Annotated in this window: 20 protein-coding genes; 15 read left to right on the top strand and 5 right to left on the bottom strand. The window is 62.4% G+C overall.

All coding sequences use genetic code 11. The features are described from left to right. Positions 1-2 precede the first annotated feature (2 nt). From ACMHLQ_RS05455 to ptsP, 3 genes are all read left to right on the top strand, one after another. Positions 3-644, top strand: a complete 642-nt coding sequence (locus ACMHLQ_RS05455; protein WP_415403784.1) for an SDR family NAD(P)-dependent oxidoreductase — start codon at positions 3-5, stop codon at positions 642-644. Between the two features lie 66 nt (positions 645-710). Then, positions 711-1,949, top strand: a complete 1,239-nt coding sequence (locus tag ACMHLQ_RS05450) for an aspartate kinase (RefSeq protein ID WP_415403783.1) — start codon at positions 711-713, stop codon at positions 1,947-1,949. A gap of 153 nt (positions 1,950-2,102) precedes the next feature. Beyond that, on the top strand, positions 2,103-4,343 hold the full coding sequence (gene ptsP, locus ACMHLQ_RS05445) for a phosphoenolpyruvate--protein phosphotransferase (protein ID WP_415403782.1): 2,241 nt from the start codon (positions 2,103-2,105) through the stop codon (positions 4,341-4,343). Between the two features lie 293 nt (positions 4,344-4,636). Here the strand turns inward: ptsP and ACMHLQ_RS05440 are convergent, their stop codons facing one another. Together ACMHLQ_RS05440 and ACMHLQ_RS05435 are read right to left on the bottom strand one after the other, a co-directional pair. Continuing rightward, positions 4,637-5,698, bottom strand: coding sequence for an ABC transporter ATP-binding protein (locus ACMHLQ_RS05440; RefSeq protein ID WP_415403781.1), 1,062 nt, complete (start codon positions 5,696-5,698; stop codon positions 4,637-4,639). Between the two features lie 27 nt (positions 5,699-5,725). Continuing rightward, entirely contained in the window at positions 5,726-6,514 is a 789-nt protein-coding gene (locus tag ACMHLQ_RS05435; RefSeq protein ID WP_415403780.1) for an IclR family transcriptional regulator, read from the bottom strand. 198 nt (positions 6,515-6,712) lie between these two features. Here ACMHLQ_RS05435 and ACMHLQ_RS05430 point away from each other — a divergent pair, with 198 nt between their 5' ends. From ACMHLQ_RS05430 to arsJ, 12 genes are all read left to right on the top strand, one after another. Beyond that, the gene (locus tag ACMHLQ_RS05430) at positions 6,713-7,945 is read left to right on the top strand and encodes an ABC transporter substrate-binding protein (protein ID WP_415403779.1); all 1,233 of its coding nucleotides are present in this window, start codon (positions 6,713-6,715) and stop codon (positions 7,943-7,945) included. Between the two features lie 140 nt (positions 7,946-8,085). After that, positions 8,086-9,072 (top strand): carbohydrate ABC transporter permease, encoded by a 987-nt coding sequence (locus ACMHLQ_RS05425; protein ID WP_415403778.1) that lies wholly within the window; start codon positions 8,086-8,088, stop codon positions 9,070-9,072. Between the two features lies 1 nt (position 9,073). Further along, complete coding sequence (locus ACMHLQ_RS05420) at positions 9,074-9,922, top strand: carbohydrate ABC transporter permease (protein ID WP_415403777.1); 849 nt, start codon at positions 9,074-9,076, stop codon at positions 9,920-9,922. Continuing rightward, positions 9,919-12,003 carry an alpha-galactosidase gene (locus ACMHLQ_RS05415; RefSeq protein WP_415403776.1) on the top strand — a complete coding sequence of 695 codons (2,085 nt, stop codon included), beginning with the start codon at positions 9,919-9,921 and terminating at the stop codon, positions 12,001-12,003. Before ACMHLQ_RS05420 ends, ACMHLQ_RS05415 begins: the two co-directional genes overlap by 4 nt. Positions 12,004-12,027: 24 nt before the next feature. Then, positions 12,028-12,798: an SDR family NAD(P)-dependent oxidoreductase gene (locus ACMHLQ_RS05410; protein ID WP_415403775.1), complete on the top strand. Its 771-nt coding sequence runs from the start codon at positions 12,028-12,030 to the stop codon at positions 12,796-12,798. Next, positions 12,798-13,688 (top strand): 2-dehydro-3-deoxygalactonokinase, encoded by an 891-nt coding sequence (locus tag ACMHLQ_RS05405; protein WP_415403774.1) that lies wholly within the window; start codon positions 12,798-12,800, stop codon positions 13,686-13,688. The genes ACMHLQ_RS05410 and ACMHLQ_RS05405 overlap by 1 nt, the downstream gene beginning before the upstream one ends. Next, the gene (locus ACMHLQ_RS05400; RefSeq protein ID WP_415403773.1) at positions 13,685-14,287 is read left to right on the top strand and encodes a 2-dehydro-3-deoxy-6-phosphogalactonate aldolase; all 603 of its coding nucleotides are present in this window, start codon (positions 13,685-13,687) and stop codon (positions 14,285-14,287) included. The genes ACMHLQ_RS05405 and ACMHLQ_RS05400 overlap by 4 nt, the downstream gene beginning before the upstream one ends. Further along, on the top strand, positions 14,287-15,120 hold the full coding sequence (locus ACMHLQ_RS05395) for an SMP-30/gluconolactonase/LRE family protein (protein WP_415403772.1): 834 nt from the start codon (positions 14,287-14,289) through the stop codon (positions 15,118-15,120). Before ACMHLQ_RS05400 ends, ACMHLQ_RS05395 begins: the two co-directional genes overlap by 1 nt. Next, positions 15,117-17,033, top strand: a complete 1,917-nt coding sequence (locus ACMHLQ_RS05390; protein WP_415403771.1) for a beta-galactosidase — start codon at positions 15,117-15,119, stop codon at positions 17,031-17,033. The genes ACMHLQ_RS05395 and ACMHLQ_RS05390 overlap by 4 nt, the downstream gene beginning before the upstream one ends. Positions 17,034-17,096: 63 nt before the next feature. Continuing rightward, entirely contained in the window at positions 17,097-17,927 is an 831-nt protein-coding gene (locus ACMHLQ_RS05385) for a helix-turn-helix domain-containing protein (RefSeq protein ID WP_415403770.1), read from the top strand. Beyond that, positions 17,924-18,916: an ArsJ-associated glyceraldehyde-3-phosphate dehydrogenase gene (locus tag ACMHLQ_RS05380; protein WP_415403769.1), complete on the top strand. Its 993-nt coding sequence runs from the start codon at positions 17,924-17,926 to the stop codon at positions 18,914-18,916. Before ACMHLQ_RS05385 ends, ACMHLQ_RS05380 begins: the two co-directional genes overlap by 4 nt. Further along, positions 18,913-20,172 carry an organoarsenical effux MFS transporter ArsJ gene (arsJ, locus tag ACMHLQ_RS05375; RefSeq protein WP_415403768.1) on the top strand — a complete coding sequence of 420 codons (1,260 nt, stop codon included), beginning with the start codon at positions 18,913-18,915 and terminating at the stop codon, positions 20,170-20,172. Before ACMHLQ_RS05380 ends, arsJ begins: the two co-directional genes overlap by 4 nt. On the opposite strand, the gene ACMHLQ_RS05370 is transcribed toward arsJ, so the two are convergent. The 3 genes from ACMHLQ_RS05370 to ACMHLQ_RS05360 form a co-directional block, all read right to left on the bottom strand. Beyond that, a complete protein-coding gene (locus tag ACMHLQ_RS05370) occupies positions 20,141-20,887 on the bottom strand; it encodes a hydroxypyruvate isomerase family protein (protein WP_415403767.1) in 747 nt (248 codons plus the stop codon). The genes arsJ and ACMHLQ_RS05370 overlap by 32 nt on opposite strands. Next, on the bottom strand, positions 20,884-21,789 hold the full coding sequence (gene ltnD / locus ACMHLQ_RS05365; RefSeq protein ID WP_415403766.1) for an L-threonate dehydrogenase: 906 nt from the start codon (positions 21,787-21,789) through the stop codon (positions 20,884-20,886). The genes ACMHLQ_RS05370 and ltnD overlap by 4 nt, the downstream gene beginning before the upstream one ends. A gap of 101 nt (positions 21,790-21,890) precedes the next feature. After that, on the bottom strand, positions 21,891-24,071 hold the full coding sequence (locus ACMHLQ_RS05360) for a molybdopterin cofactor-binding domain-containing protein (RefSeq protein WP_415403765.1): 2,181 nt from the start codon (positions 24,069-24,071) through the stop codon (positions 21,891-21,893). Between the last annotated feature and the right edge of the window lies 1 nt (position 24,072).

Genomic DNA, 24,072 nt, shown 5'->3' with positions numbered 1-24,072 from the left:
CCATGAACATTGTCATCACGGGTGCCACACGCGGCATCGGCGCGGGTCTTGCCGCGCATTATTCAGCTGCCGGCCACAACGTGATCGGCACAGGGCGCTCTGCCGGGGCGGATGTCACGCTGGATGTCACGCAGCCTGCGGATCACTCGGCCATGGCCGAACGGCTTGCGGGGACGCCTGTTGATCTGCTGGTGTGCAATGCCGGTGTCTACCTCGATAAAGGGGCGGCGCTTGACACGGGCTATGCCCCTGATCTTTGGGCACAAACCTTCGCGGCGAACGTGACGGGCGTGTTCCTAACCATTCAGGCGCTCTTGCCCCATTTGCGCAGCGCGGAGGCGCCAAAAATCGCGATCATCTCGTCCCAGATGGCGTCCCATACCCGCGCGCCGGGCGGCAGCTATATCTACCGCGCGTCCAAGGCGGCAGTGCTGAACCTGGGGCGGAACCTCGCCTCAGACCTCGCGGGCGAGGTGGCGGTGGGCATCTATCACCCCGGTTGGGTACAAACGGACATGGGCGGCAGCGAAGCCGCGATCACGGTCGACCAATCCGTCGCTGGACTGGTACAACGCTTCGACACGCTGTCACTGGACACAACGGGCTGTTTCGAAACCTGGGACGGTCAGGCGCACGCCTACTGACCCCCGCGCTTGCACTCGGGCCAGCAGGGGGATAAGGGCAGGCGGAACGATTTTCGGGGCCGATCCATGCCTGTACTTGTGATGAAATTCGGCGGCACATCCGTCGCCACGCTCGACCGTATTCGGCGCGCTGCCAAGCGTGTGGGCGTCGAAGTGGCCAAGGGCTATGACGTGATCGTCATCGTGTCGGCCATGTCGGGCAAGACCAACGAACTGGTGGGCTGGGTCAACGAAACGTCCCCCCTGTTCGATGCGCGCGAATACGACGCGGTCGTGTCGAGCGGCGAGAATGTGACCGCCGGTCTGATGGCGCTGACCCTGCAGGAAATGGACGTGCCCGCGCGCAGTTGGCAGGGCTGGCAGGTGCCGCTGAAAACCACATCGGCCCATTCCAGCGCCCGGATCGAGGAAATTCCGACCGACAATATCTCGGCCAAATTCGACGAAGGCATGCGCGTGGCCGTGGTCGCGGGGTTCCAGGGCATCAGCCCCGAAGGGCGGATCACAACGCTGGGCCGGGGCGGGTCGGACACGACCGCCGTGGCCTTTGCTGCCGCATTCGGGGCTGAGCGTTGCGACATCTATACGGATGTCGATGGCGTCTACACCACTGACCCACGGGTCAGCCCCAAGGCGCGCAAACTGGATCGTATCGCATTCGAGGAAATGCTGGAACTGGCCTCGCTCGGGGCCAAGGTGCTGCAAACCCGGTCGGTCGAGCTGGCGATGCGCTACAAGGTCAAGCTGCGGGTGCTGAGCAGTTTCGAGGAACAATCCGACGAGGCCGGGACACTGGTCTGCGACGAGGAGGATATCATGGAAAGCAATGTTGTGGCCGGTGTGGCCTTTTCCCGTGACGAGGCCAAGATGACGCTGCTCAGCGTGGCGGACAGGCCCGGTATTGCCGCCACGATCTTTTCCGCGCTCAGCGATGCGGGCGTGAATGTGGACATGATTGTGCAGAATATCTCCGAAGAGGGGCGCACCGACATGACCTTTTCCTGCCCCACCGACCAGGTGGCGCGCGCGGAAAAGGCGATGGACGAGGCAAAGACCGGCGGCATCATCAACTTTGCCGAACTGGTGGCCGACACGGATGTGGCCAAGGTCAGCGTCGTGGGCATCGGGATGCGCAGCCACACAGGCGTCGCGGCCAAGATGTTCCAGTGCTTGAGCGCCGAGGGCATCAACATCAAGGTCATCACGACCTCCGAGATCAAGATCTCGGTCCTGATTGATCGCAAATACATGGAACTGGCGGTGCAGGCTCTGCATGACGCGTTCGAGTTGGACAAGGCGGCCTGACAGTACGCTCATGTATCGGCATTCGCCTGCCTGTGCATCGAAAATTCCCCTATAGGTGGAAAATTGCCCAGGGGTCATGCGCTTTGCCGTTTCTCTTTGGACTGTGCTGTGATCTAACATGACATCGCAAGGACGCCCGGGGGACGCACGGCGATGGCCGACCGCATTGAAACCGAAAGCCGCAAGCTGCTGGGGCGCTTGCGCGACGCCATGGCGGGGGATGACCCGGGCCAGGCGCGGTTGGACAAGATCACCCATCTGATTGCCGACAGTATCGGGTCGGAAGTGTGCTCTATCTACCTGTTTCGCGACGAAGAATCGCTGGAACTGTGCGCGACCGAGGGTCTGAACCCCGAAGCCGTCCACCAGACACGCATGCGTCTGGGCGAGGGGCTGGTAGGCCGCGTGGCCTTGCGCCGACAGGTGTTCAATACTGCCAACGCTCCCAGTGCCAAGGGCTTCCGCTTTATGCCCGAAACGGGCGAAGAGGTGTTTTCCAGCTTTCTCGGCGTCCCGATCCAGCGTCTGGGCGAGGCGCTGGGCGTGCTGGTCGTGCAGTCCAAACAGGCGCGCGAGTTTTCCGCGGACGAAATCTATGCCCTCGAAGTCGTGGCCATGGTGCTGGCCGAGATGACGGAACTCGGCGCCTTCGTGGGCGAGGGCAGCGCCATGGGCGCGCGCCACAGCCAACCCTCGATGCTGCGCGGAACGGTTGCGCAGGAAGGGGTGGCAGAGGGCCATATCTGGCTGCACGAACCCCGTGTCGTTGTGACCAACCCCATCGCGGATGATCCGCACCGCGAGTTGGAGCGCCTCACCGAAGCGGTCGAGGAGTTGCGTGTGGGCGTCGACAAGATGCTCGCCCTGGCTTCGGTCGACAAGGAACAGGCGCAGGTGCTCGAGGCCTACCGGATGTTTGCCAACTCCAAGGGCTGGATGCGGCGGATGCAAGAGGATATCAGCAACGGCCTGTCTGCTGAGGCCGCGGTGGAAAAGGAACAATCGCTGGCGCGGGCCCGGATGGGACAGGCGAGTGACAACTACCTGCGTGAACGGCTTGCGGATCTCGACGATCTGTCCAACCGGCTGTTGCGCATTCTGACGGGGCAGGGCGCCGATACCGGCGCCGACATGCCTGCCGATCCGATCCTTGTGGCCCGCAATATCGGCCCGGCCGAGTTGCTGGATTATGGCCGCAGCCTCAAGGGGATCATTCTGGAGGCCGGATCGGTCGGCAGTCACGCCGCGATTGTCGCGCGCGCGTTGGCGATTCCCCTGATCGTGCACACCGAACGCGCCACGCTCGAGGCGCTGAATGGCGATCACGTGATGGTGGACGGCGAACAGGGCATCGTGCATTTGCGCCCGGATGACACTGTCGTCACCGCCTTTCGCGACAAGATGGCGATGCAGGCGGCAGCGGTGGAACGCTACGCCTCGATCCGGGACAAACCGGCGGAAACGCTTTGCGGCTCCGTAGTGTCCTTGCATATGAATGCCGGTCTGATGGCGGATTTGCCGTCCCTTGTGGGCTCGGGGGCCGAGGGTGTGGGCTTGTTCCGCACCGAATTGCAGTTCCTTGTGCGCAACCAGATGCCCAAACGCTCGGAACTGTCAGCGCTTTATGCCCGCGTGCTGGATGCGGCGGGCGGCAAGAAGGTGGTGTTCCGCACTCTCGACATCGGGTCGGACAAGGTCTTGCCCTACATGAAGCCCAATGACGAGCCGAACCCGGCGCTGGGCTGGCGCGCGATCCGTGTTGGCCTGGACAAGCCTGGGGTCATGCAGATGCAGTTGCAGGCCCTGATCCGTGCCGCCAACGGCCGGCCCCTGACCGTCATGTTCCCCTTTGTCGCGCAATACGAGGAATACACGCAGGCCTGCGCGCAGATGGACAAGGCCATGGACCGCGAGCGGCGTCTTGGCCACGTCCTGCCAGAAAGCATTGATGTCGGCGCCATGCTGGAAACCCCCAGCCTCGCCTTTGCGCCCACCAAGTTCTTTGAAGAGGTCGGGTTCCTGTCCATTGGCGGCAATGACCTCAAACAGTTCTTCTTTGCCGCCGACCGCGAAAACGAGCGGGTACGCCGGCGCTACGACACGCTTAACGTCTCGTTCCTCAGCTTTATCGAACGGATCGTGGAGCGCTGCGACCATACCGGCACCGCCCTCAGCTTTTGCGGAGAGGATGCGGGCCGTCCCGTCGAGGCGCTGTGCCTTGCCGCCATCGGATTGCGCAGCCTGTCCATGCGTCCAGCCTCCATTGGGCCGGTCAAGTCCCTGTTAAGGCGGTCAAATCTGGAAGAAGTGCGCAAGGTCATTGCCGATGCGCGCCATCGGGGCGATATGAACGTCCGCCCGGCGATTATGCAGTACTTGCGCGATCAAGGCTGATTTCTGTTTCCTTTGAATGGGTTGCGTGTGTCATTGAATGTGTCACACGAGCTTATCCACATGTTATCCACAGTACCGATATGCAACTCGAACTGCCCAGCCGCGGTCCTGCAATTGCTATATGCGAACAAAAACTCACAGTTATCCTCAAAAAACTCCCGCCAAGTTTTCATTTGCGGGACTCTGACAAAACCTACCCACAACCACCAAAAATCTTCTCCACACGCGCCGCAAGATACGAAAAAACCCGCCCATGCAGCGCACAGGCGGGCCAGAACAATCAGGGCAACAACTTAGCGCAGACGCGCCTCGTTGGTCGCATCAAAGAACATCGTGCGGGGTTCATCGAAGGTCACACTGACTTCGGTGCCTTCCTCCATCGCCAGATCACCCTTGCTTTCAACCACCAGCCGCTCGCCCGTTGGCGTGTTGAGGTAGTCGTAGGCAACGCCGCCAAGGCGCTCGCGGATGTCCAGCTTGATCGGTGAAGGCGCGGCCGTCAGTTCCATGTCCTGCGGGCGAATGCCCACGGTCACGGCAGACCCGGCGGCAGGTAGCGCCACGGATGTTGGGATCACCGCGTCCGACAGGGCCGGGACGCGCACGCCACCCGCCTCGGCCACACCACCCACAAAGTTCATGGCCGGAGAGCCGATGAAACCCGCCACGAACTTGTTGTCGGGGTCCTGGTAGAGGGTCATGGGGCTGCCGACCTGTTCGATATGACCGGCGCGCAGCACTACGATCTTGTCGGCCAGCGTCATCGCCTCGACCTGGTCGTGGGTCACGTAGATCATCGTGGTGCCCAACTCCTTGTGCAGGCGGGCGATCTCGACCCGCATGTCGACGCGCAACTCGGCATCGAGGTTGGACAGCGGTTCGTCAAACAGGAACACCTCGGGGCCGCGCACGATCGAGCGGCCAATGGCGACGCGCTGGCGCTGGCCACCGGACAGGGCGGCAGGCTTGCGATCAAGGTACTCGTCCAGCTTCAGGATCTTGGACGCACCATCGACCTTGCGCTTGATCTCTTCCTTGTCGACGCCGTTCATCTTCAGGCCAAAGCCCATGTTCTCCTTGACCGTCATGTGCGGGTACAGGGCGTAGGTCTGGAACACCATGGCCACGCCACGCTCGGCCGGGTCCATGTGGGTCACATCGCGCGTGCCGATGTTGATCTGACCGTCGCTGGTTTCCTCCAGCCCCGCGATCATGCGCAGCAAGGTGGACTTGCCACAGCCCGACGGGCCGACAAAGACGCAGAATTCGCCGTCTTCGATGGTCAGGTCCACGCCGTGGATCACCTGTGTGGCCCCGTATCGTTTGATCGCTTTTTGAAGTGTGACGCCGGTCATGGTTCTCCCCCTAAAAATTCAGGTGCTTTATTGACTTGGAAACTGCCAGTTGGCAGCAGCCTGCGCGATATCGCGCGCGGTGGATTGCAGGTGCGGCGCAAGTTCGGCCAGATCGGCGAGCGACTTGCGTGCGGTGGATGTGGTGACGGACAGCGCCCCGATGGAACGGCCCGCAGGCCCCAGAATGGGGGCGGCGATGCAAATGATGCCCGGTTCGTGTTCTTCGCGGTCATAGGCAACGCCCTCGGCGCGAATCTCTTCGAACTCGACACACAGCGAATCGCGCGACGTGTGGGTGTGGGCCGTGTGCGCAAACCAGGCCTGCTGGGCGAGGGCGACTTCGCGCGCCTCGTCGCTCAGAAAGGCCAGCATCGCCTTGCCCACGCCGGTGCAATAGCCGGGGCCGACTTTGCCCGCCTGCGAAAACATCTCGATCGGGTCGGCGGCATTGCGTTTGTCGACATACAGAACCTGCCCGCCATCCAGCTGTGCAAGGTGCACGGTTTCGCCCAACGCCTCACTCAACCGGTCGATATGGGGGCGGGCAATCGGGGCGAGAGAGCTTTGCCGCCAGGCCGCATGGGCCAGGCTGACAAGGCGCAAACCGGGTGCGTAGGTCTGGCGATCCACGTCATAACGCAGCATGCCAAGGTTGGTCAGGGTCTGCACAAGACGGTACAATGTGGCCTTGGGATGGGACGACAGCGACAGCAGCTCGGAAAACCGCACAGGGCGTTCGAGCCCCGCAACAAGGTCCAGCACCTCCAGTGCCTTACCAATGGTTCCGTCCCCGGATCGGGGCGCTGCCGTGTTCATGTGGTCCTCCCAAACCTTCCTGCAGGAATCTGTTGACCTGCAGTCAGCTCCACCGCATAGTTCCAATAGTTGGAATTCGGTTTCACTATGTGGAACTTCCACGAAGCGAGACTGTAAGTCAAAAGAAATCTGACTTTCTGTTTCCGGAGCGATGAGACAAGCTCCGGGCTGGGAGAAACGGAACTAAGGGAGGAAACCATGTTCCTGAATATCAAGACCGCAGTTGCGGCGATTGCCCTGTCGGCTATGGCTGGCACGGCCTTTGCGCGCGATCTGGTCATCAACTTCGACGACCTCAACCCAGGCCCCAAGAAGGGCTTTGAGGACGCGGTAGAGCTGTTCAAGTCGGAAAACCCCGACATCAACGTGATCGTCAACATCAACGACCGCGAAGCGCACAAGACAGCGATTCGGAACTTTCTGACGGCCGACGCGCCTGACGTGACCAGCTGGTATCCCGGCAACCGCATGGCACCTTTTGTCGATGCGGGCCTGTTCCAGCCCGTCGATGACGTGTGGGAAGAAAACGGCTTCAAGGAAGACCTGGCCGCGATCATGCCCACCATGTCGCGTGATGGCAAAATCTGGGGTGTGCCTTACAGCTACTACCAGTGGGGCATCTACTACCGCAAAGACATCTTTGACCTGCTCGAGCTGGAAGAGCCCCAGACCTGGGACGAGCTGCTGGCGGCCTGTGGCAAGATGAAGGCCAACGGCGTGACCCCCTTCACTATCGGGACCAAGTTCCTGTGGACGGCTGCGGGCGTGTTCGACTACCTGAACCTGCGCACCAACGGGTACGAAGTGCACAACGCACTGACCGCGGGTGAGATCAAGTACACCGATCCCCGCATCAAGGCGACGTTCCAGAACTGGGAAACGCTGATCAACGAGTGTGGCTTTGTCGACAACCACGCCTCGATGTCCTGGCAGGACGCCATCGCGCCCTTCGCCAACGGTGACGCGGCGATGTACGTGATGGGCAACTTCTCGGTTGATGGCTACAAGAACGCCGGTCTGACCGAAGAGCAGATCGACTTCATGCCGTTCCCCACGATCGATCCCTCGATCCCCGGCGCGGAAGAAGCACCTGCGGATGCGTTCTTTATCCCGACCAACGCCAAGAACGTCGAAGACGCCAAGAAATTCCTGGCCTTCGTTGCGCGCCCCGATGTGCAGACCCAGTGGAACAAGACCATCGGTCAGCTGCCCATCAACTCCAAGGCCGACATCTCGGATGACAAGTTCATCCAGGAAGGTTTTGCCCTGCTGAACGGTGCCTCGGGCCTCGCGCAGTTCTATGACCGTGACGCGCCTGCGGCCATGGCCAAGGCGGGCATGGAAGGCTTCCAGGAGTTCATGCTGGACACCTCGAAAATGGACGCGGTGCTTGAGCGCCTCGATCAGGTTCAGGAAGAAGTCTACAACTAAGCGACTGTTTGGGGTGGGCATCCGTGCCCACCCCATTTTCTTCATTAACCCTTTGTAAATGCTTTTCTTCAGCATTTTCATCAGGTTGATCTTTTGTTCCCGCGGGGACACTCAAAAAACCGACAACAGGAGCGCGCCCCATGACCGATGCCGTGCAACATCCGACCGCTGAGCCAAGTTGGCTCAAGCGCAACAAGCTGGCCATCGCGCCGTGGATATTCCTGATCCCCGCCCTGATCTTTTTTGCGATCTACGTTGTCATCCCGATCTTTGAATCGCTGTGGCTGTCGCTTTACGAATGGAACGGTCTCTATACTGCAGATGGCGAAAGCACGGCGACATGGGTCGGCCTGCAAAACTACGTCAAGCTGTGGGATGATCCGAATTTCTGGACCTCGCTGCGCAACAACATTGCCTGGCTTGTCCTTTACATGCTGGCGGTGCCGTTGGGTCTATTCATCGCGCTCTACCTGAACCAGACGGTGACGGGGATGCGGTTTTACAAGTCGATGTTCTTCTTTCCTTTCGTGATCTCTCAGGTCGTTGTCGGCCTGATCTTTGGCTGGTTCTACAACCCCGATTTCGGCGTTGTAGGCACGGTGTGGAAGGCGATCTTTTGCGAGGAGACGACGAACATCCTCGGCAACGTCACTTTCACCTGCTCGCGCCCCGCACCTGACATCCTGTCGAGCCCGGAATGGGCGACCTATGGCATCATCGCCGCAGGGCTCTGGCCGCAGATCGCCTATTGCATGATCCTCTATCTCACTGGCCTCAACAACGTCGCTGCCGACCAAATCGAAGCTGCGCGTCTGGATGGGGCGAAGGGCTGGAAGATGCTGTGGTACGTGGTTGTGCCCCAGCTCAAGCCCGCAACCTTCATCGCTGTTGTGGTCACCGTGATCGGGGCCCTGCGGTCGTTCGACATGATCGCGATCATGACGCAAGGGGGCCCGTTCGGGTCCACCAACGTGCTGTCGCATTACATGTACGAGGTCGCGATCTCGGAATATGGCGAGCGTTATGGCTACGGCTCGTCCGTCGCGACCGTGCTGTTCTGCATCATGTTGTTCTTCATCAGCTACTTCCTGTGGCGCATGTACCAAGACGAAAAGGGAGGCCGCTGATATGTTTCCGCGTCCCATCGAGAAATCCGGCCCCGGTGCCCGGTTTGCCTATCAGGCGTTCCTGCCCTTCGCGCTGATCCTGTGGCTGCTGCCGCTGCTTGCGATCCTGCTGACCTCGATCCGGTCGGCCAAGGATATCAACTCGGGCAACGTGTTTGGCTGGCCGTCCGAGTTTGCCATCATTGAAAATTACACTGCCGTCTTTACCCAGTCTGCGGCTGCGCAATACATGTGGAACTCGGTCCTGATCACCGTACCCACCGTTATGATTTCCGTAGCTCTTGCGTGCCTGGCGGGCTACGCGCTGGCGATCTACCGGTTCCGGGTCGCACTGCCGCTGTTCTTTCTGTTCGTTGCCGGTAACTTTATCCCCTTCCAGATCCTTATGGTGCCGGTGCGGGATATGTCCGTGCAAACGGGGCTTTATGATACCATCGCCGGGCAGTTCCTGTTCCATGCGGCGTTCCAGACGGGGTTCTGCACGCTGTTTATGCGTAACTTTATCAAGGCCTTGCCCTTTGACCTGATCGAATCCGCGCGGATCGAGGGGATCGCGGAGTGGAAGATCTTCTGGTACGTGGTGCTGCCCCTTGTGCGGCCCGCGATCGCGGCGCTTGCCGTGCTGATCTTTACCTTTGTGTGGAACGACTTCTTCTGGGCCAACGTGCTGACCCAGGGCGAAGCGGCCAAGCCGATCACGGCGGGTGTGCGCGCGCTCAACGGGCAGTTCGTAAACAACTGGCATCTGGTCTCGGCGGCATCGCTGCTGGCGGCCATCCCGCCGGTGGCCTGTTTCTTCCTGATGCAGCGGCACTTCATTGCCGGTCTGACCCTGGGGGCTGTAAAGTGATAAGATGTTGGCGCCTCGATGACGGGCGTCAGTCTTTGGTCCTCGGCTCCGACAGGGGCCGACTGGCTGAGGTTGTCTATTGGGGACCCCGGCTGCCGGACGAAGAAGACCTGACGACCCTTTATGAGGCTTACACGCTCGATGTGACGGGCGGGATGCTGGATGCGAATCCCGAACTCAGCATTTGTCCGGAGGCCACGCGGTCCTTTCCCGGCCAGCCGGGGCTGATCATCCGCGATGGGGATGGCACGCCGTTTCTGCCCAAGTTCTGCCTGGAACAGGCGGACCTGGCCGAAGGTGTGCTGGTGCTGACCTACATGGACGAGGACCGTGTGCTGACCTATCGCGCGCGCTTTGCGCTCGATCCGGTGACGCATATCATCGAGGCGAGTGCAGAGCTGGACGCCGAGCGGCCCATGCACCTGCATTGGCTGAGTGCGCCCGTGTTCCCGGCCCCGCAACTGAGCGACGAAATGATCGATTTCGCCGGGCGCTGGTGTGGTGAGTTCCAGATGAACCGCACGCCCTGGTCGCCGGGCATGCGCTATCGCGAGAACCGCACAGGCCGCACGGGGCACGAACATTTCCCCGGCCTGATCGTGCCGGTGCGCGGTGCATCGAATGCGAGCGGGCACACCTATGCGTTCCACTACGGCTGGTCCGGCGGGCACCGTATGGTGGCCGAGGAACTGCCCGACGGGCGGCGCCAGATCCAGTTCGGCCATGCGGCCCGCGTGGAAGGCACTGCGCAGACCAAATTTGCCACGGGCAAGCTGTATGCCGTGTTCTCGGATGACGGGCTGAACGGGTGCGCCGTTGCCTTCCAGCGCCATTTGCGCGACCGGATCGTGACCTTTCCGCGCCCCGATGCGCCACGCCCTGTGCATTACAACTGCTGGGAAGCCGTCTATTTCGACCACAATCTGGATGAGCTGAAAGACATCGCCGAACGCGCCGTCAAACTGGGAGCGGAACGCTTTGTGCTGGATGATGGGTGGTTCGGGAACCGCGACGACGACACGCAAGCCCTGAGTGATTGGGAGGTTGATCCGCGCAAATACCCGAACGGCCTTACCCCGTTGATTGATCACGTGAAATCCCTGGGCATGACATTCGGCATCTGGTTTGAGCCAGAGATGATCAACCCGAATTCGGACATCTTTCGTGCCCATCCCGACTGGGCGCTGGGGGGCGAAGATCAGATCATGGGGCGCCAGCAGATGGCGCTGAATATGGCGCTGCCTGCGGTGCAATCTTTCCTGTTTGCGCGCATCAGCGATATCCTGGGCAAGCATGACATCGAATACGTCAAATGGGACCACAACCGCGTGCTGCCCATGCCCGATGCGGCGCAGACACGCGGATCATATACGCTTCTGGATCGGTTGCGGCGCGAGTTTCCGCATGTGGAGATCGAAAGCTGTGCGTCGGGCGGTGGCCGCATTGATTTCGGCATCATGGAGCGTACCCAGCGTGTCTGGCTGAGCGATTCAAACGATGCGGTCGAGCGGTTGCGCATGCAGCACAACGCCTCGATCTTTCTGCCCATGGCCGTCACCGGCAGCCATGTCGGCCCGCGCACGTGCCACACGTCCGGGCGCACGCTGGACATTTCGTTCCGGGCCTGGGTGGCCGCACAGCGCCACATGGGGTTCGAGATGGACCCGCGCGAGTTGACCGATCACGAGGCCAAGGTTCTGACGGATGTCACGAGCTGGTGGAAATACAATCGCGACTGGCTGAACGGCGCGGATATCCTGCGTCTGGACAGCGCCGATCCGTCCATTTTTGCCGAACAGCATCTGGAAGAGGGCGGCGGCCAGTTCGTTGTCTTTGCGGGCAAGGCTGCGACCTCTGATCAGATCGCGCCGCGCCCCTTGCGCCTGACCCGGCTGACCCCGGAGGCCAAGTATCGCATCGAGCTGGTGAACCGGGACGAGGTGGGCCATCTGTCGCGCGGTCAAAATGCGCTGAAGAACGGGCCGCTCGTGGTGAGCGGGTCGTATTTGATGTACCATGGCCTGACGCTGCCGTGGAGTTTTCCGGAACGTATGTGGGTGATCAAGGGCGACCTTGCCTGAGACCCGCAGTAAGAGAGTTGAGCTATGAAAGAGACTGCTACATTCCACGACTTGCAGGGCGCATCGGTGTTCATCACGGGGGGTGGCGCGGGCATTGGCGCCTCGCTGACCGAGGGGTTTCTGGAGCAGGGTGCGCAGGTTGCGATTGTCGGGCGGTCAGACGCCACGGAGTTTTGCGACGAGATGGAGCAGAAGCACGGCGTGCGCCCGTTGTTCATGCAATGCGACATCACCGATACGGAGCTGCTCAAGTCCTGTATCGCGCAGGCGGCTGAGGCCCATGGCCCGATCACCACGCTTGTGAACAACGCGGCCAATGACAAGCGTCACACGACAGCCGAGGTGGATTCAGAGTTCTGGGACTGGATGATCGCCATCAACTTCAAGGCGTATTTCTTTGCCTGTCAGGCGGTGATCCCGGGGATGCAGGCCGCTGGGGGTGGTTCGATCATCAATTTCTCGTCCATCAGCTACATGATGGGGAATGCGGGCTATCCGATCTATACCGGGTCGAATTCGGGCATCAACGGCATGACCCGGTCGCTGGCGCGCGAGTTCGGGCCGGACAAGATCCGCGTGAACGCGTTGGCGCCCGGCTGGGTGCTGACGGAAAAGCAGCTGGACAAATGGGCGACGCCCGAGGGGTTGGCGGCGCATATGGAGCGGCAATGCCTGAAAGAGCATCTGGAGCCGCGTGATATCGTGGGGGCGGTGCTGTTCCTGGCGTCGGATACCAGCCGGATGATGACCGGGCAGGCGATGGTTGTGGATGGCGGTGTGGCGGTGACGGGCTGATGTCGGATGTGGCGTGGATTGCGGTGGATTGGGGCACGACGCAGCTGCGCGCGTGGCTGATGCGCCGCGATGGCACCGTTGTGGATCGCCGCCAGTCGGGGCAGGGCATGGGCACGCTGGAGCGTGACGGGTTCGAGCCTGCCTTGCGTGCACTGGTGGGCGATGTGTTGCCCGTGCCGGTCCTGTGCTGCGGCATGGTCGGATCACGCCAGGGCTGGGCCGAGGCGACGTACACGGCCACACCCTGTCCGCCGCCTGCCGCTGCCGAGGCTGTTCAGGTGCCTGATGTCGGTCTGAACGTGCGCATTCTGCCGGGCGTGAAACAGGCCAAACCTGCGGATGTCATGCGCGGCGAGGAAACGCAGATCGCCGGGTACCTTGCCACCTATCCCGGTTTTGACGGCGTCATCTGCCTGCCCGGCACCCACACCAAGTGGGTGCATGTGAGCGCAGGCGAGATCGTGAGTTTCCGCACCGCGATGACGGGCGAGATGTTTGCGCTGCTGTCCACCCAGTCGGTGCTGCGCCATTCGGTCGGCGGTGGCTGGGACAAGGGCAGTTTCGATGCGGGTGTGGATCAGGCGATCTCGAAACCCGAGGCGCTGGCCGCCTCGCTGTTTTCGCTGCGCGCCGAAAGCCTGCTCGATGGTCTGAACCCCGATGCAGCCCGCGCGCGCCTGTCGGGTCTGCTGATCGGGGCGGAACTGGCGGCGATGAAGCCCTATTGGCTGGGCCAGCAGGTCGCGATGATCGGGGCCGAGGCGTTGAGCCGCGCCTATATTACTGCCCTTGTGGCGCAAGGTGTGCCCACCCACATGGCGGGCGCCGAAGAGATGACATTGGCGGGCCTGACCGCCGCCTACACCCAGATATACGGAGAGGCCGCATGAGCCGAGAGATCATTGCCATCCTGCGCGGGATCACCCCGGCCGAGGCTTTGCCCGTCGCCGATGCCCTGATGGATGCCGGCATCACCCGGATCGAAGTGCCGCTGAATTCGCCGGATGCCTTTGATAGTATTGGCCAAATGCTCGACAAACATGGCGACGCGGCGATGATCGGTGCGGGCACTGTGTTGGACGTGACGGATGTGGATCGTTTGCACCAGATGGGTGCACACATGGTCGTGTCCCCGGATGCGAATGCCAGTGTGATTGTCGCCACGAAACAGGCGGGCATGCTGTCCTTTCCCGGTGTGATGACGCCGACCGAGTGCTTTGCCGCGCTGTATGCCGGAGCGGACGGGCTGAAACTGTTCCCGGCCTCTCTGCTCGGGATCGAGGGCCTGAAGGCCATTGGCGCGGTGCTGCCCAAGGGCACCAAGACCTATGCGGTGGGCGGCGTGGGCCCTGCGAATTTCACCGAATGGTTTGCCGCCGGGATCACCGGGTTCGGCATCGGCTCGGCCCTCTACAAGCCGGGCATGTCGGTGGCGGATGTGGCCAGCCGCGCGGCGGACATGGTTGCGGCCTATGACGCAGGCGCGTGATGGACGTCTTTGACGCGCATCCGTGCGCACTGGGCGAGGGGGTGCTATGGCATCCCCGGCGCAAGGCCTTGTTCTGGTTCGACATTCTGGGAAAGCAGTTGTTTTGCAAGGGCGATACACGGCAGGCGTGGTCCTTTGACGAACATGTATCCGCCGCGGGTTGGGTAGACGATGACACGCTGCTGATGGCCTCGGCCAGCGGCCTGTGGCGCTTTGACATCTCAACCGGCGCGCGCGATCTGGTGGTGGCGCTGGAGGCGGACAATCCCGTGACCCGCTCCAATGACGGGCGCGCCGATCCGCAGGGCGGATTCTGGATCGGAACGATGGGGATCAACGCCGAAGCCTATGCCGGGGCGATCTATCGCTATCACAAGGGCGAGCTGCGCAAGCTGTTCGCGGACATCACCATTTCCAACGCGATCTGTTTCGCACCGGACGGGCGGACGGCCTATTTCACGGACACGTTTTCCAAGCGTCTCCAACGTGTTGCACTGGACAGTGACGGCTGGCCAATAGGCGCGCCGGAGGTGTTTCTGGACCTGCGCGCGGACGGGTTGAACCCGGACGGCGCGGTTGTGGATGCCGACGGTAACCTCTGGAATGCGCAGTGGGGCGCGGGCCGCGTGGCCTGTTATGACCCCGAGGGCCGTTACCTGCGGAACATTGCGGTCCCCGCCAGCCAGACCACATGCCCCGCCTTTGGCGGCGCCGACGGCACAACGCTGTTTGTCACCTCTGCCGCGACAGGCGTGGACGAGGCGCAGGGCGGCATGACCTTTTTCGAGGACGTTGGCGTGAAGGGCCAGCAAGAGCATCAGGTGATCTTATGAAGCGCACGTTGGGCGTATGCTATTACCCCGAACACTGGCCCGAAGAACAGTGGGCCGAGGATGCCGCCCGCATGGCCGATCTGGGCCTCACATGGGTGCGGATTGGCGAATTTGCGTGGAAGCGGATGGAGCCTGTCGAGGGTCAGTATGACTGGGGTTGGCTCGACCGCGCGATCGAGACGCTGGGCGCGGCGGGCTTGCAGGTCGTGCTCGGCACGCCCACCGCGACGCCGCCGGCCTGGGTTGTGGCCAAGCACCCGGACATGTTGCCCGTTGATGTCGAGGGGCGTGTGCGCGGTTATGGCTCGCGCCGTCACTACTGTTTTTCGCATCAGGGATACCTTGAGGAATGTCGCCGGATCGTCACACAGATGGCCAAGCGCTACGGGCGCAACCCGGCTGTGGCGGCGTGGCAGACGGACAATGAATACAGCTGCCATGACACGGTGCTCAGCTATTCCGATGCGGCGCGTGCGGGCTTTCGCGACTGGCTGCGCGGGCAGTTTCCGGGGGCGGGGAATGACGGTGACATTGATGCGCTGAATGCGGCCTGGGGCAATGTGTTCTGGTCGATGGACTATGACGATTTCGACCAGATCGGCCTGCCCAACCTGACCGTGACCGAGGTGAACCCGGCCCATGCCCACGCGTTCCGCCGGTTTTCATCCGATCAGGTGGTGGCGTTCAACCGTGCGCAGGTAGACATCATTCGCGCCCATTCCGAGGCCCCGATTGCCCATAACTACATGGGTCGTGTGACGGATTTCGATCACTTTGCCGTTGGGGCTGACCTCGATATCGCGTCCTGGGATTCCTATCCGCTGGGGTTTCTCGAGGATCGCTCTGGCGCGTCAGAGGATCACATTCGCGCCTATGCCCGTCAGGGTGACCCGGATTTTCAGGCCTTTCACCATGACCTTTATCGCGCGGTTGGCCGTGGCCGTTGGTGGGTGATGGAGCAGCAGCCCGGCCCGGTGAACTGGGCCCCTTACAACCCGTCGCCCTTGCCCGGCATGGTGCGGTTGTGGACGTGGGAGGCCTTTGCCCACGGGGCCGAGGCGGTGTGTTATTTCCGCTGGCGTCAGGCGCCGTTCGCACAGGAACAGATGCATGCGGGCCTGTTGCGCCCGGATTCGGCAGAGGCCGAGGCCTTTGGCGAGGCGGCGGAAGTGATGGCCGAGCTGGCCGAGGCGCCGGAGGTGTCCGTTTCGCAGGCGCCTGTGGCGCTGATGTTTGATTACGATGCCGATGCGGCCTGGGCGGTGCAGCCGCATGGGGCGGGTCTGAGTTACTTTGGCCTTGTGTTCGACTGGTATCGCGCCTGTCGCAAGCTGGGCCTGTCGGTGGACATTCTGCCTGCCTCTGCCCGCGATTTTGAGGGGTATCAGCTGGTGCTGGTGCCGGGCATGATGCACATGCCCGATGATCTGAAGACCGCGCTTCATGGCGCTGCGGGGCAGGTGATCGTGGGGCCGCGCAGCGCTGCGCGCGATGCGCATTTCTGCATTCCGACGCCCTTGCCACCCGCATGGCCGGGGAGTGATCTGGCGGTGTCGCGGGTGCAGTCGATCCGGCCCGACATGCCCGTGTCGCTGGAGGGCGGTGGCCACGTTGTGGGCTATCTGGAGCAGATCGAAGGGGGCGGCGATGTGCTGCTGCACAGTGCCGATGGGGCACCTGTCGCGGTGCGTTGTGGGCCGCGTGTGACCTACATGGCCGGATGGGGTGACGATTCGGCCCATATGCGGTTGATCGAGGCGCTTGTGCCCGATCTTGAGGTTGCGCATATGCCCGAAGGTGTGCGTCGCAGGGCGGCAGGTGATGTGATGTTCTGGTTCAATTACACGACGCAAGATATTGAGATTGAGGGTGAAACCTTGCCCTCTTCCGGAGTTTTGCGCCACCCGCTCTGATTGCCTTGAGGTCCGTGGGCCGCTGTCATATCTATTTCATGAAACTATGAAATAGATGCGCCCATGCTGCTCGACCGTCTCTCGACCCTCAGTCATCCCCAACGCATGGCCGTGTTTCGCCTGCTGGTGCGGCGCTGCCCGGATGCCTTGCCCGCGGGCGAGATTGCGGAGGTGCTGGGGCTCAAACCCTCGACCACCTCGGTCTATCTGTCCGCGCTGCACGGTGCCGGTCTGATCACGCAAAGCCGCGCGGGCAATTCGCTGCGCTATGGCGTGGATCTGGCAGGGGCGCAGGAGATGGTGGCAGCCTTGTTCGTCGACTGCTGCAACGGGCGGCCTGATCTGTGCCCGCCCGGGCTGAGCGACCCCATCGGGAGGACTGCACCCATGTCTGAGACCAAGCAAAACGTTCTGTTCATCTGCACCGGCAACTCGGCCCGGTCGATCTTTGCCGAGGCGATCATGCGCCATGAGGCCGGGAACCGGTTCAACGTCTATTCAGCGGGGACAAGGCCGCAATCGGAATTGAACCCCTTTGCTGTCGAGATGCTGGCGCAAAAGGGTCTGGAGACCAGTGTCTTGCGGGCCAAGCATGTGTCGGAATTCCAGGGCGTAGACGCGCCGGTGATGGATTTCGTGTTTACCGTTTGCGATCACGCCGCGAACGAGGAATGTCCGGCCTGGCACGGCCAGCCCATTTCGGCCCATTGGGGCCTGCCTGACCCGGTCAAAGCCAGCGGGACGGACGCAGAAAAGCGTCTCGCGTTCCAACAGACCTTTGGCGCCATGCGCAACCGCATCATCGCCTTTGCCGCGCTGCCGATGGAGACCCTGACGCGCGCCTCCCTCCAACATGAAGTCGATGCCATCGGCCGGACGAAAGAAAATACATGACCACATATGCCCTCAACGGCCTTGGCCGCATCGGAAAACTGGCACTGAAGCCGCTGTTGGAGCGGGGCTGCGAGATCGCCTTTGTCAACGACGCCGTGGGGGATCCGACGATGCATGCGCATCTGCTGGAGTTCGACACGGTGCATGGCCGTTGGGATGCCGATTTTGCGGCTGATGAGGAGAGTATCACCATTAACGGCACGCGCATCCCGGCCTATGGAACCCGCAACATCGAGGATTTGCCGCTGGACGGTGTCGATGTGGTGATCGACTGCACGGGCGTGTTCAAGACCGAGTCGGCGCTGGCCCCGTACTTTGCCGCCGGTGTGAAGAAGGTGGTCGTGTCGGCCCCGGTCAAGGATGGTGACACAGCGAACATCGTCTATGGCGTCAACAACGAGGTCTATACCGGGCAACCTATTGTCACCGCGGCATCCTGTACAACCAATTGCTTAGCGCCCGTTGTGAAGGTGATACATGAGGGTTTAGGCATCAAGCACGGGTCGATCACGACCATCCATGATGTGACCAACACGCAGACCATCGTGGATCGCCCGGCGAAGGATCTGCGCCGCGCGCGCTCGGCCCTGAATTCGCTGATCCCGACCACCACAGGCTCGGCCACGGCCATCACGCTGATCTATCCTGAACTGACGGGCAAGTTGAACGGCCACGCGGTGCGGGTGCCGCTGCTGAATGCCTCGCTGACCGACTGCGTGTTCGAGGTCGAGCGTGCAACGACTGCCGAAGAGGTGAATACGATGTTCGAGGCGGCGGCGAACGGGCCGCTCAAGGGCATTCTGGGCTATGAGACGCGCCCGCTTGTGTCGACGGATTATACCAATGATCCCCGCTCGAGCATTGTGGATGCGCCCAGCACCATGGTGGTGAATGGCACACAGGTGAAGGTCTATGCCTGGTATGACAACGAATGGGGCTATGCGCATCGTCTGGTCGATGTGGCGCAGATGGTCGGGGCGTCCTTGTGAGCAAACCCGAGGGATTTGCCGCCTATGTGGCCGTCACGGCGGCCTATTGGGCGTTCATGCTGACTGATGGGGCCTTGCGCATGTTGGTGCTGTTGCACTTCAACACGTTGGGGTTTTCGCCGGTGCAACTGGCCTATCTCTTTGTCCTTTACGAAGTCGCGGGCGTGGTGACGAACCTGAGCGCAGGCTGGATCGCGGCACGGTTCGGGCTGACCTCGACCCTTTATGCCGGGCTGGGCTTGCAGGTTGTCGCGCTGCTGGCGTTGGCGCAGCTTGATCCGGCATGGTCAGTCGCGGCGTCGGTTGTGTTTGTCATGGCGGTGCAGGGGCTGTCGGGCGTGGCCAAGGACCTGGCCAAGATGTCGTCGAAGTCCGCCGTCAAGCTGCTGGCTCCCGAGGGCGACGGGCTGTTCCGCTGGGTGGCATTGCTGACGGGGTCAAAGAACGCTGTGAAAGGCTTTGGCTTTCTGCTGGGGGCCGGGGCGCTGGCGCTGTTTGGCTTTGTGCCTTCCGTGCTGGGGATGGCGGTGGTCTTGGCCGTGATCCTTGTGGTCGTGCTGGTGCGCATGCCTGCGGGTCTGCCCGGCGGACGCAAGGATGCGAAGTTCAAAGAGGTGTTTTCAAAGAACCCGCGCGTGAACTGGCTGAGTGCGGCACGAGTGTTCCTGTTCGGTGCACGCGATGTGTGGTTTGTCGTGGGCATCCCGATCTATTTCTATTCGGTGCTGAGTGATGGCAGCCCCGAGGGCCAGCGCGCCGCCTTCTTCATGATCGGCATTTTCATGGCCGTCTGGGTGATCCTCTATGGTGCCGTGCAGGCCAAGGCGCCCGCGCTGTTGCGCAGTGCGGGGCGCTCAGAGGCGGAGTTGGCCGCGTCGGCCAGGTTCTGGGTGGGCACGCTGTGCGTAGTGCCTGCGGCGCTGGCCGTGGCGGCATGGTTGGCGGATGGACCAGCGGTATGGCTGACCGTGGCGGTGGTGGTCGGTTTGCTGATCTTTGGCGTGCTCTTCGCGCTCAATTCCAGCTTGCATTCCTACCTCATCCTCGCCTTCACCAGCGCAGAGCGGGTGACTATGGATGTGGGGTTTTACTACATGGCCAACGCTGCGGGCCGCTTGATCGGCACGGTCCTGTCGGGCGTGACCTATCAGATCGGCGGTTTGCCTCTATGTCTGGGGACGGCGGCGGTGATGATCGTGCTGAGCTGGCTGTCGATTGGCCGGATCAACGCATCTGCTGCAACCAGTCCAGCGTAGCATCCGTGTCACCTACCGGTTTGTATTCCGCACCCAGCGGCGTGGGCCAGTCTGCCAGTTGCGCAAAGATATGGGCATAGTCCAACTCGCCATGATCCGGCGTGCCGCGATCCGGGACAGAGGCGAACTGGATATGCCCGATGATGCCCGACAGGTCGCGGATGCGGGTCAGGATATCGCCTTCGGTCCGGCCCACATGGTAGCAGTCGAACATCAGTTTGAGGTTGGACGCGCCAACCCCTGCGATGATGGCGCGGGCCTGGTCGGTGGTGTGCAGGAAGTATCCCGGCGCGTCGTGGCGGTTCAGCGGTTCGATCAGGATTGTCTTGTCGGTGGCCGCGCAGGCGTGGCGCAGGTTGCCCAGAAACGTCGCGTGCGCGTCGGCTCCGCTGGCAAAGCCGCACATGACGTGGATCGCACCCGCGTCGACGATCTCTGCATAATCAATCGCTTGCGTGATGGCGTCGCGCGCCTCCGCCTCGCGACCGGGCAGGGCGGCCAGCCCGTTTTCGCCGCCCGCCACATCCCCGCGCCTGGTGTTGAGGCCCAGCATCGGCAGGCCCGTGGCGTCAAGGGCCGCGCGCACCTTTGCCGCCGGGGTGTCATAGGGCCAGTGGCATTCGACTGCATCGAAGCCCGCAGCTTTGGCGGCGTGGATCGCGTCTGGCAGCGGGCGGTCGTTCCAGAGAAAGCCGAGATTGGCTGAGAATTTCATGCTGTTTCCCCCGGCAGGGTCAGCCCTGCGTTGCGGGCATAGACCTTGGCCACGGCTGCGTCATCCTCACTCCCGAGCCCCATGCCTGCGGCGGCCAGGTATTGCTGCATGGCGGCGGCTGTGATGGGGACGGAGAACTGGGCAGACTTTGCGATGTCGAGCACGATGCCCAGATCCTTGGGCCAGATGTTGACCGAACTGTGCGGCGTGTAATCCCCGGCCACGATATGGGGCGCGCGGTTTTCCAGCATCCAGCTGGTGCCTGCGCATTTCGAGATGACGTCGACAAATTGCGCAGGGGCCACACCTTGGGTCATGCCAAAGGTCAACGCCTCGGCCATGGTCGCGATGTGGACACCGGCGAGCAGTTGGTTGACCGCTTTCATGGCTGATCCGGGGCCTGCCGCATCGCCGAGTTCAAAGACGGTTTCGGCGGTGGCATCCAGCACCGGGCGTGCGGCGGCGAAGGCGGCGGGGGTGCCAGCGGCCATGACCGACAGCGCGCCTTGCGCGGCCTTGAGTGACCCACCCGAGATTGGCGCGTCGAGGTAGTGGACATCGTGCGCGGCGCACCGCGCCTCCATTTCGCGGGCAAAGTCGGGCGCGACGGTGGCGCAGGCCATGACAACTGCGCCGGGTTTCATCAAGGGCACGACACCAGCCTTGCCGAACAGGACCGTTTCGGTCTGCGCTGCGTTTAGGACGACAACGATGACTGCCTTCAGAGTCGGGGCGACGTCACCCAATGCGCCGTCACTGCCCCCATCCGCGCGAAAGCGGTCCATCTGGGCCTTTGCAATGTCGTAGCCAAAGGTCGTGTGGCCCGCCGCGAGGCAGGACAAAGCCATGCCATAGCCCATCGAGCCAAGGCCGATGACGGCAGTACGGTGGGCGGTGGACATGTGTGGGCTCCTGTGCATGCGGTTGGCGCATCATCACGATGGCGCGGCAAAGCACAAGGGCAGGGTGGGTCCGGGCTGTGTCGCCCGAACCCGTTACATCATCAGGCGAAGGACACGCCGTTGTCGTCCATGGGCAGGGTCGCGACGCGCATGTTGTTGCTGGCCGCCGCAATGGCGTTGGCCAGTGCCGGGGCTGCGGGTGGTGTACCCGGTTCGCCGACGCCTGTGGGTGCCTCGGCTGAGGGGACGATATGCACCTCGATCTCCTTGATGTCGCTGATGCGCAGCGGCTCGTAATCGGGGAAGTTGAACTGATCCACGACCCCGTCCGTCAGGGTGATCTGGTCGCGCATATTGTGCCCGATGCCGTAGCCGATCCCGCCCTCCATCTGGGCCTTGATCACATCCGGATTCACGGCCACGCCGCAATCGACGGCGCAGGTAACCTTTTCGATGCGCACACCGTCTTCGGCATTGCCCGAAATCTCGACCACCTCGGCGACGTAGCTGCCAAAGGATTTGTGCACGGCGACACCCTGGCTGCGCCCCTCGGGCGCGCTGCCCCAACTGGCCTTTTCCGCGGCAAGGCGCAACACGCCTGCCTTGCGCTGTTGATCGGCACCGTCCCCGGCGAGATATTTCAGGCGGAAATCGACCGGGTCCTGCCCGCTGGCCGTGGCGGCCATGTCCATCATGGTTTCCATCACATAGGCCGTGTGCGTGTGACCCACGGCGCGCCACCACAGTGTGCTGGTCGCCTTTTCCGTGTCCGTCAGGCCAAAGGCCGCGCCGGGGATCTGGTAGGGGCTGTCATAGGTGCCCTCGACCGAGGAATGATCGACGCCGTCGCGGACGCTGAAGTCTTCGAAGGCGGTGCCTTTCATGATCGACTGGCCCGCGATGCGGTGTTCCCAGCCGACGATATTGCCCGCCTCGTCCAGACCGACGCGCACCTTGTGGCCAAAGGCCGGGCGGTAGTAGCCCGAGCGCAGATCATCCTCGCGCGACCAGACCAGATGCACGGGGCGCGTGCGGTCGGTGAGGACAAAGGCCAGCGATGCCTCGACCTGGTAATCCGCCGTTGGCGTGGCGCGCCGACCAAAGGAGCCGCCCGCGAGCATCGTGTTGATCTGGATTTTCTCCATCGGCAGCTGAAAGATTTCGGCCATGGCCATGTGCGGCCCCGTGGGGAACTGGCAGCCGTCATGCAGCAGAATGCCGCCATCTTCGGTGGCCTCGATGGTGCAGTTCAGCGGCTCCATCGGGGCATGTGCGAGAAGGGGGAAGTAGAACGTGTCCTCGACCACCGTGGCCGCCCCGTCGATAGCGGCGCGGGTGGCGGCGACATCGGCCTGGTTGACGTTATAGGTCGGCTCGGCCTCGAGTGCGGCGCGGATTTCGGCCTCGATCTGGTCCGAGCTGCGGCTTTCTGCGTTCGATGTGTCCCATTCAACGCTCAGCGCGTCACGGGCCTGCATCGCGGCCCATGTGTTTTCTGCATAGACCACCACGCCCGCCTGATTGGGCAGGATGGCTGCGTTGATGAAGCCCTTGACCTCGCGCGCGGCGCTGTCGTCAAAGCTGACGGCGGTGGCGCGTTGTTGTTCGGGGCGGGCAATCATGGCAACCATCTGGTTGGGCAGGTTGAGGTCCATGGCGAACATGGCCGTGCCATTGCCCTTGATCGCGCTGTCGAGGCGGCGCACGTCCGGGTTGCCGATCAGGCGGAACTCGGACGGGTCCTTGAGCCGTGGCTCTGCCGGCGCCTCAAGCGTAGACGCCAGTTCGACAAACTCACCCAAAGGTGCGGACTGATCCGCCCCGGTGATCACGCCGTCTTGCAGCGACAGGCTGTCAGCCTCGACCCCCCATGTTTGCGCGGCGGCCTGCAACAGCATCTCGCGCGCGGCGGCACCGGCTTGGCGGTATTGCAGGTAGGAATTGGCCATGGCGGTCGATCCGCCTGTGCCCTGGAACGGGCCGAACAGCGTGTTGTTGTAAAGCTGCGGGTTGGACGGCGCGAAGGCGTAGTCGATCTGGTCCATGCGCAGGCCGATTTCCTCGGCAATGAGGGTGGACAGGCCGGTCGCAGGCCCTTGGCCCTTTTCAAAGTGTTTGACGATGGCGGTGACGGTGCCATCCGCGCTGATCTTGACGAAGGGGTTCAGGTTGGTCGTACCCGTGGCAGCAAGCGCGCCATCGGGGCGGATGCCGACCATCAGGACGGCACCGGCAGCGGCGGCACCTTTGAGGAAACCACGGCGGGATGTGTTGATGGTCATC

The organism is Tateyamaria algicola (assembly GCF_047715485.1).
Classification (GTDB): domain Bacteria; phylum Pseudomonadota; class Alphaproteobacteria; order Rhodobacterales; family Rhodobacteraceae; genus Tateyamaria.
The sequence above is the reverse complement of the archived record's forward strand: the minus strand, read 5'-3'. Positions and strand labels throughout refer to the sequence as shown.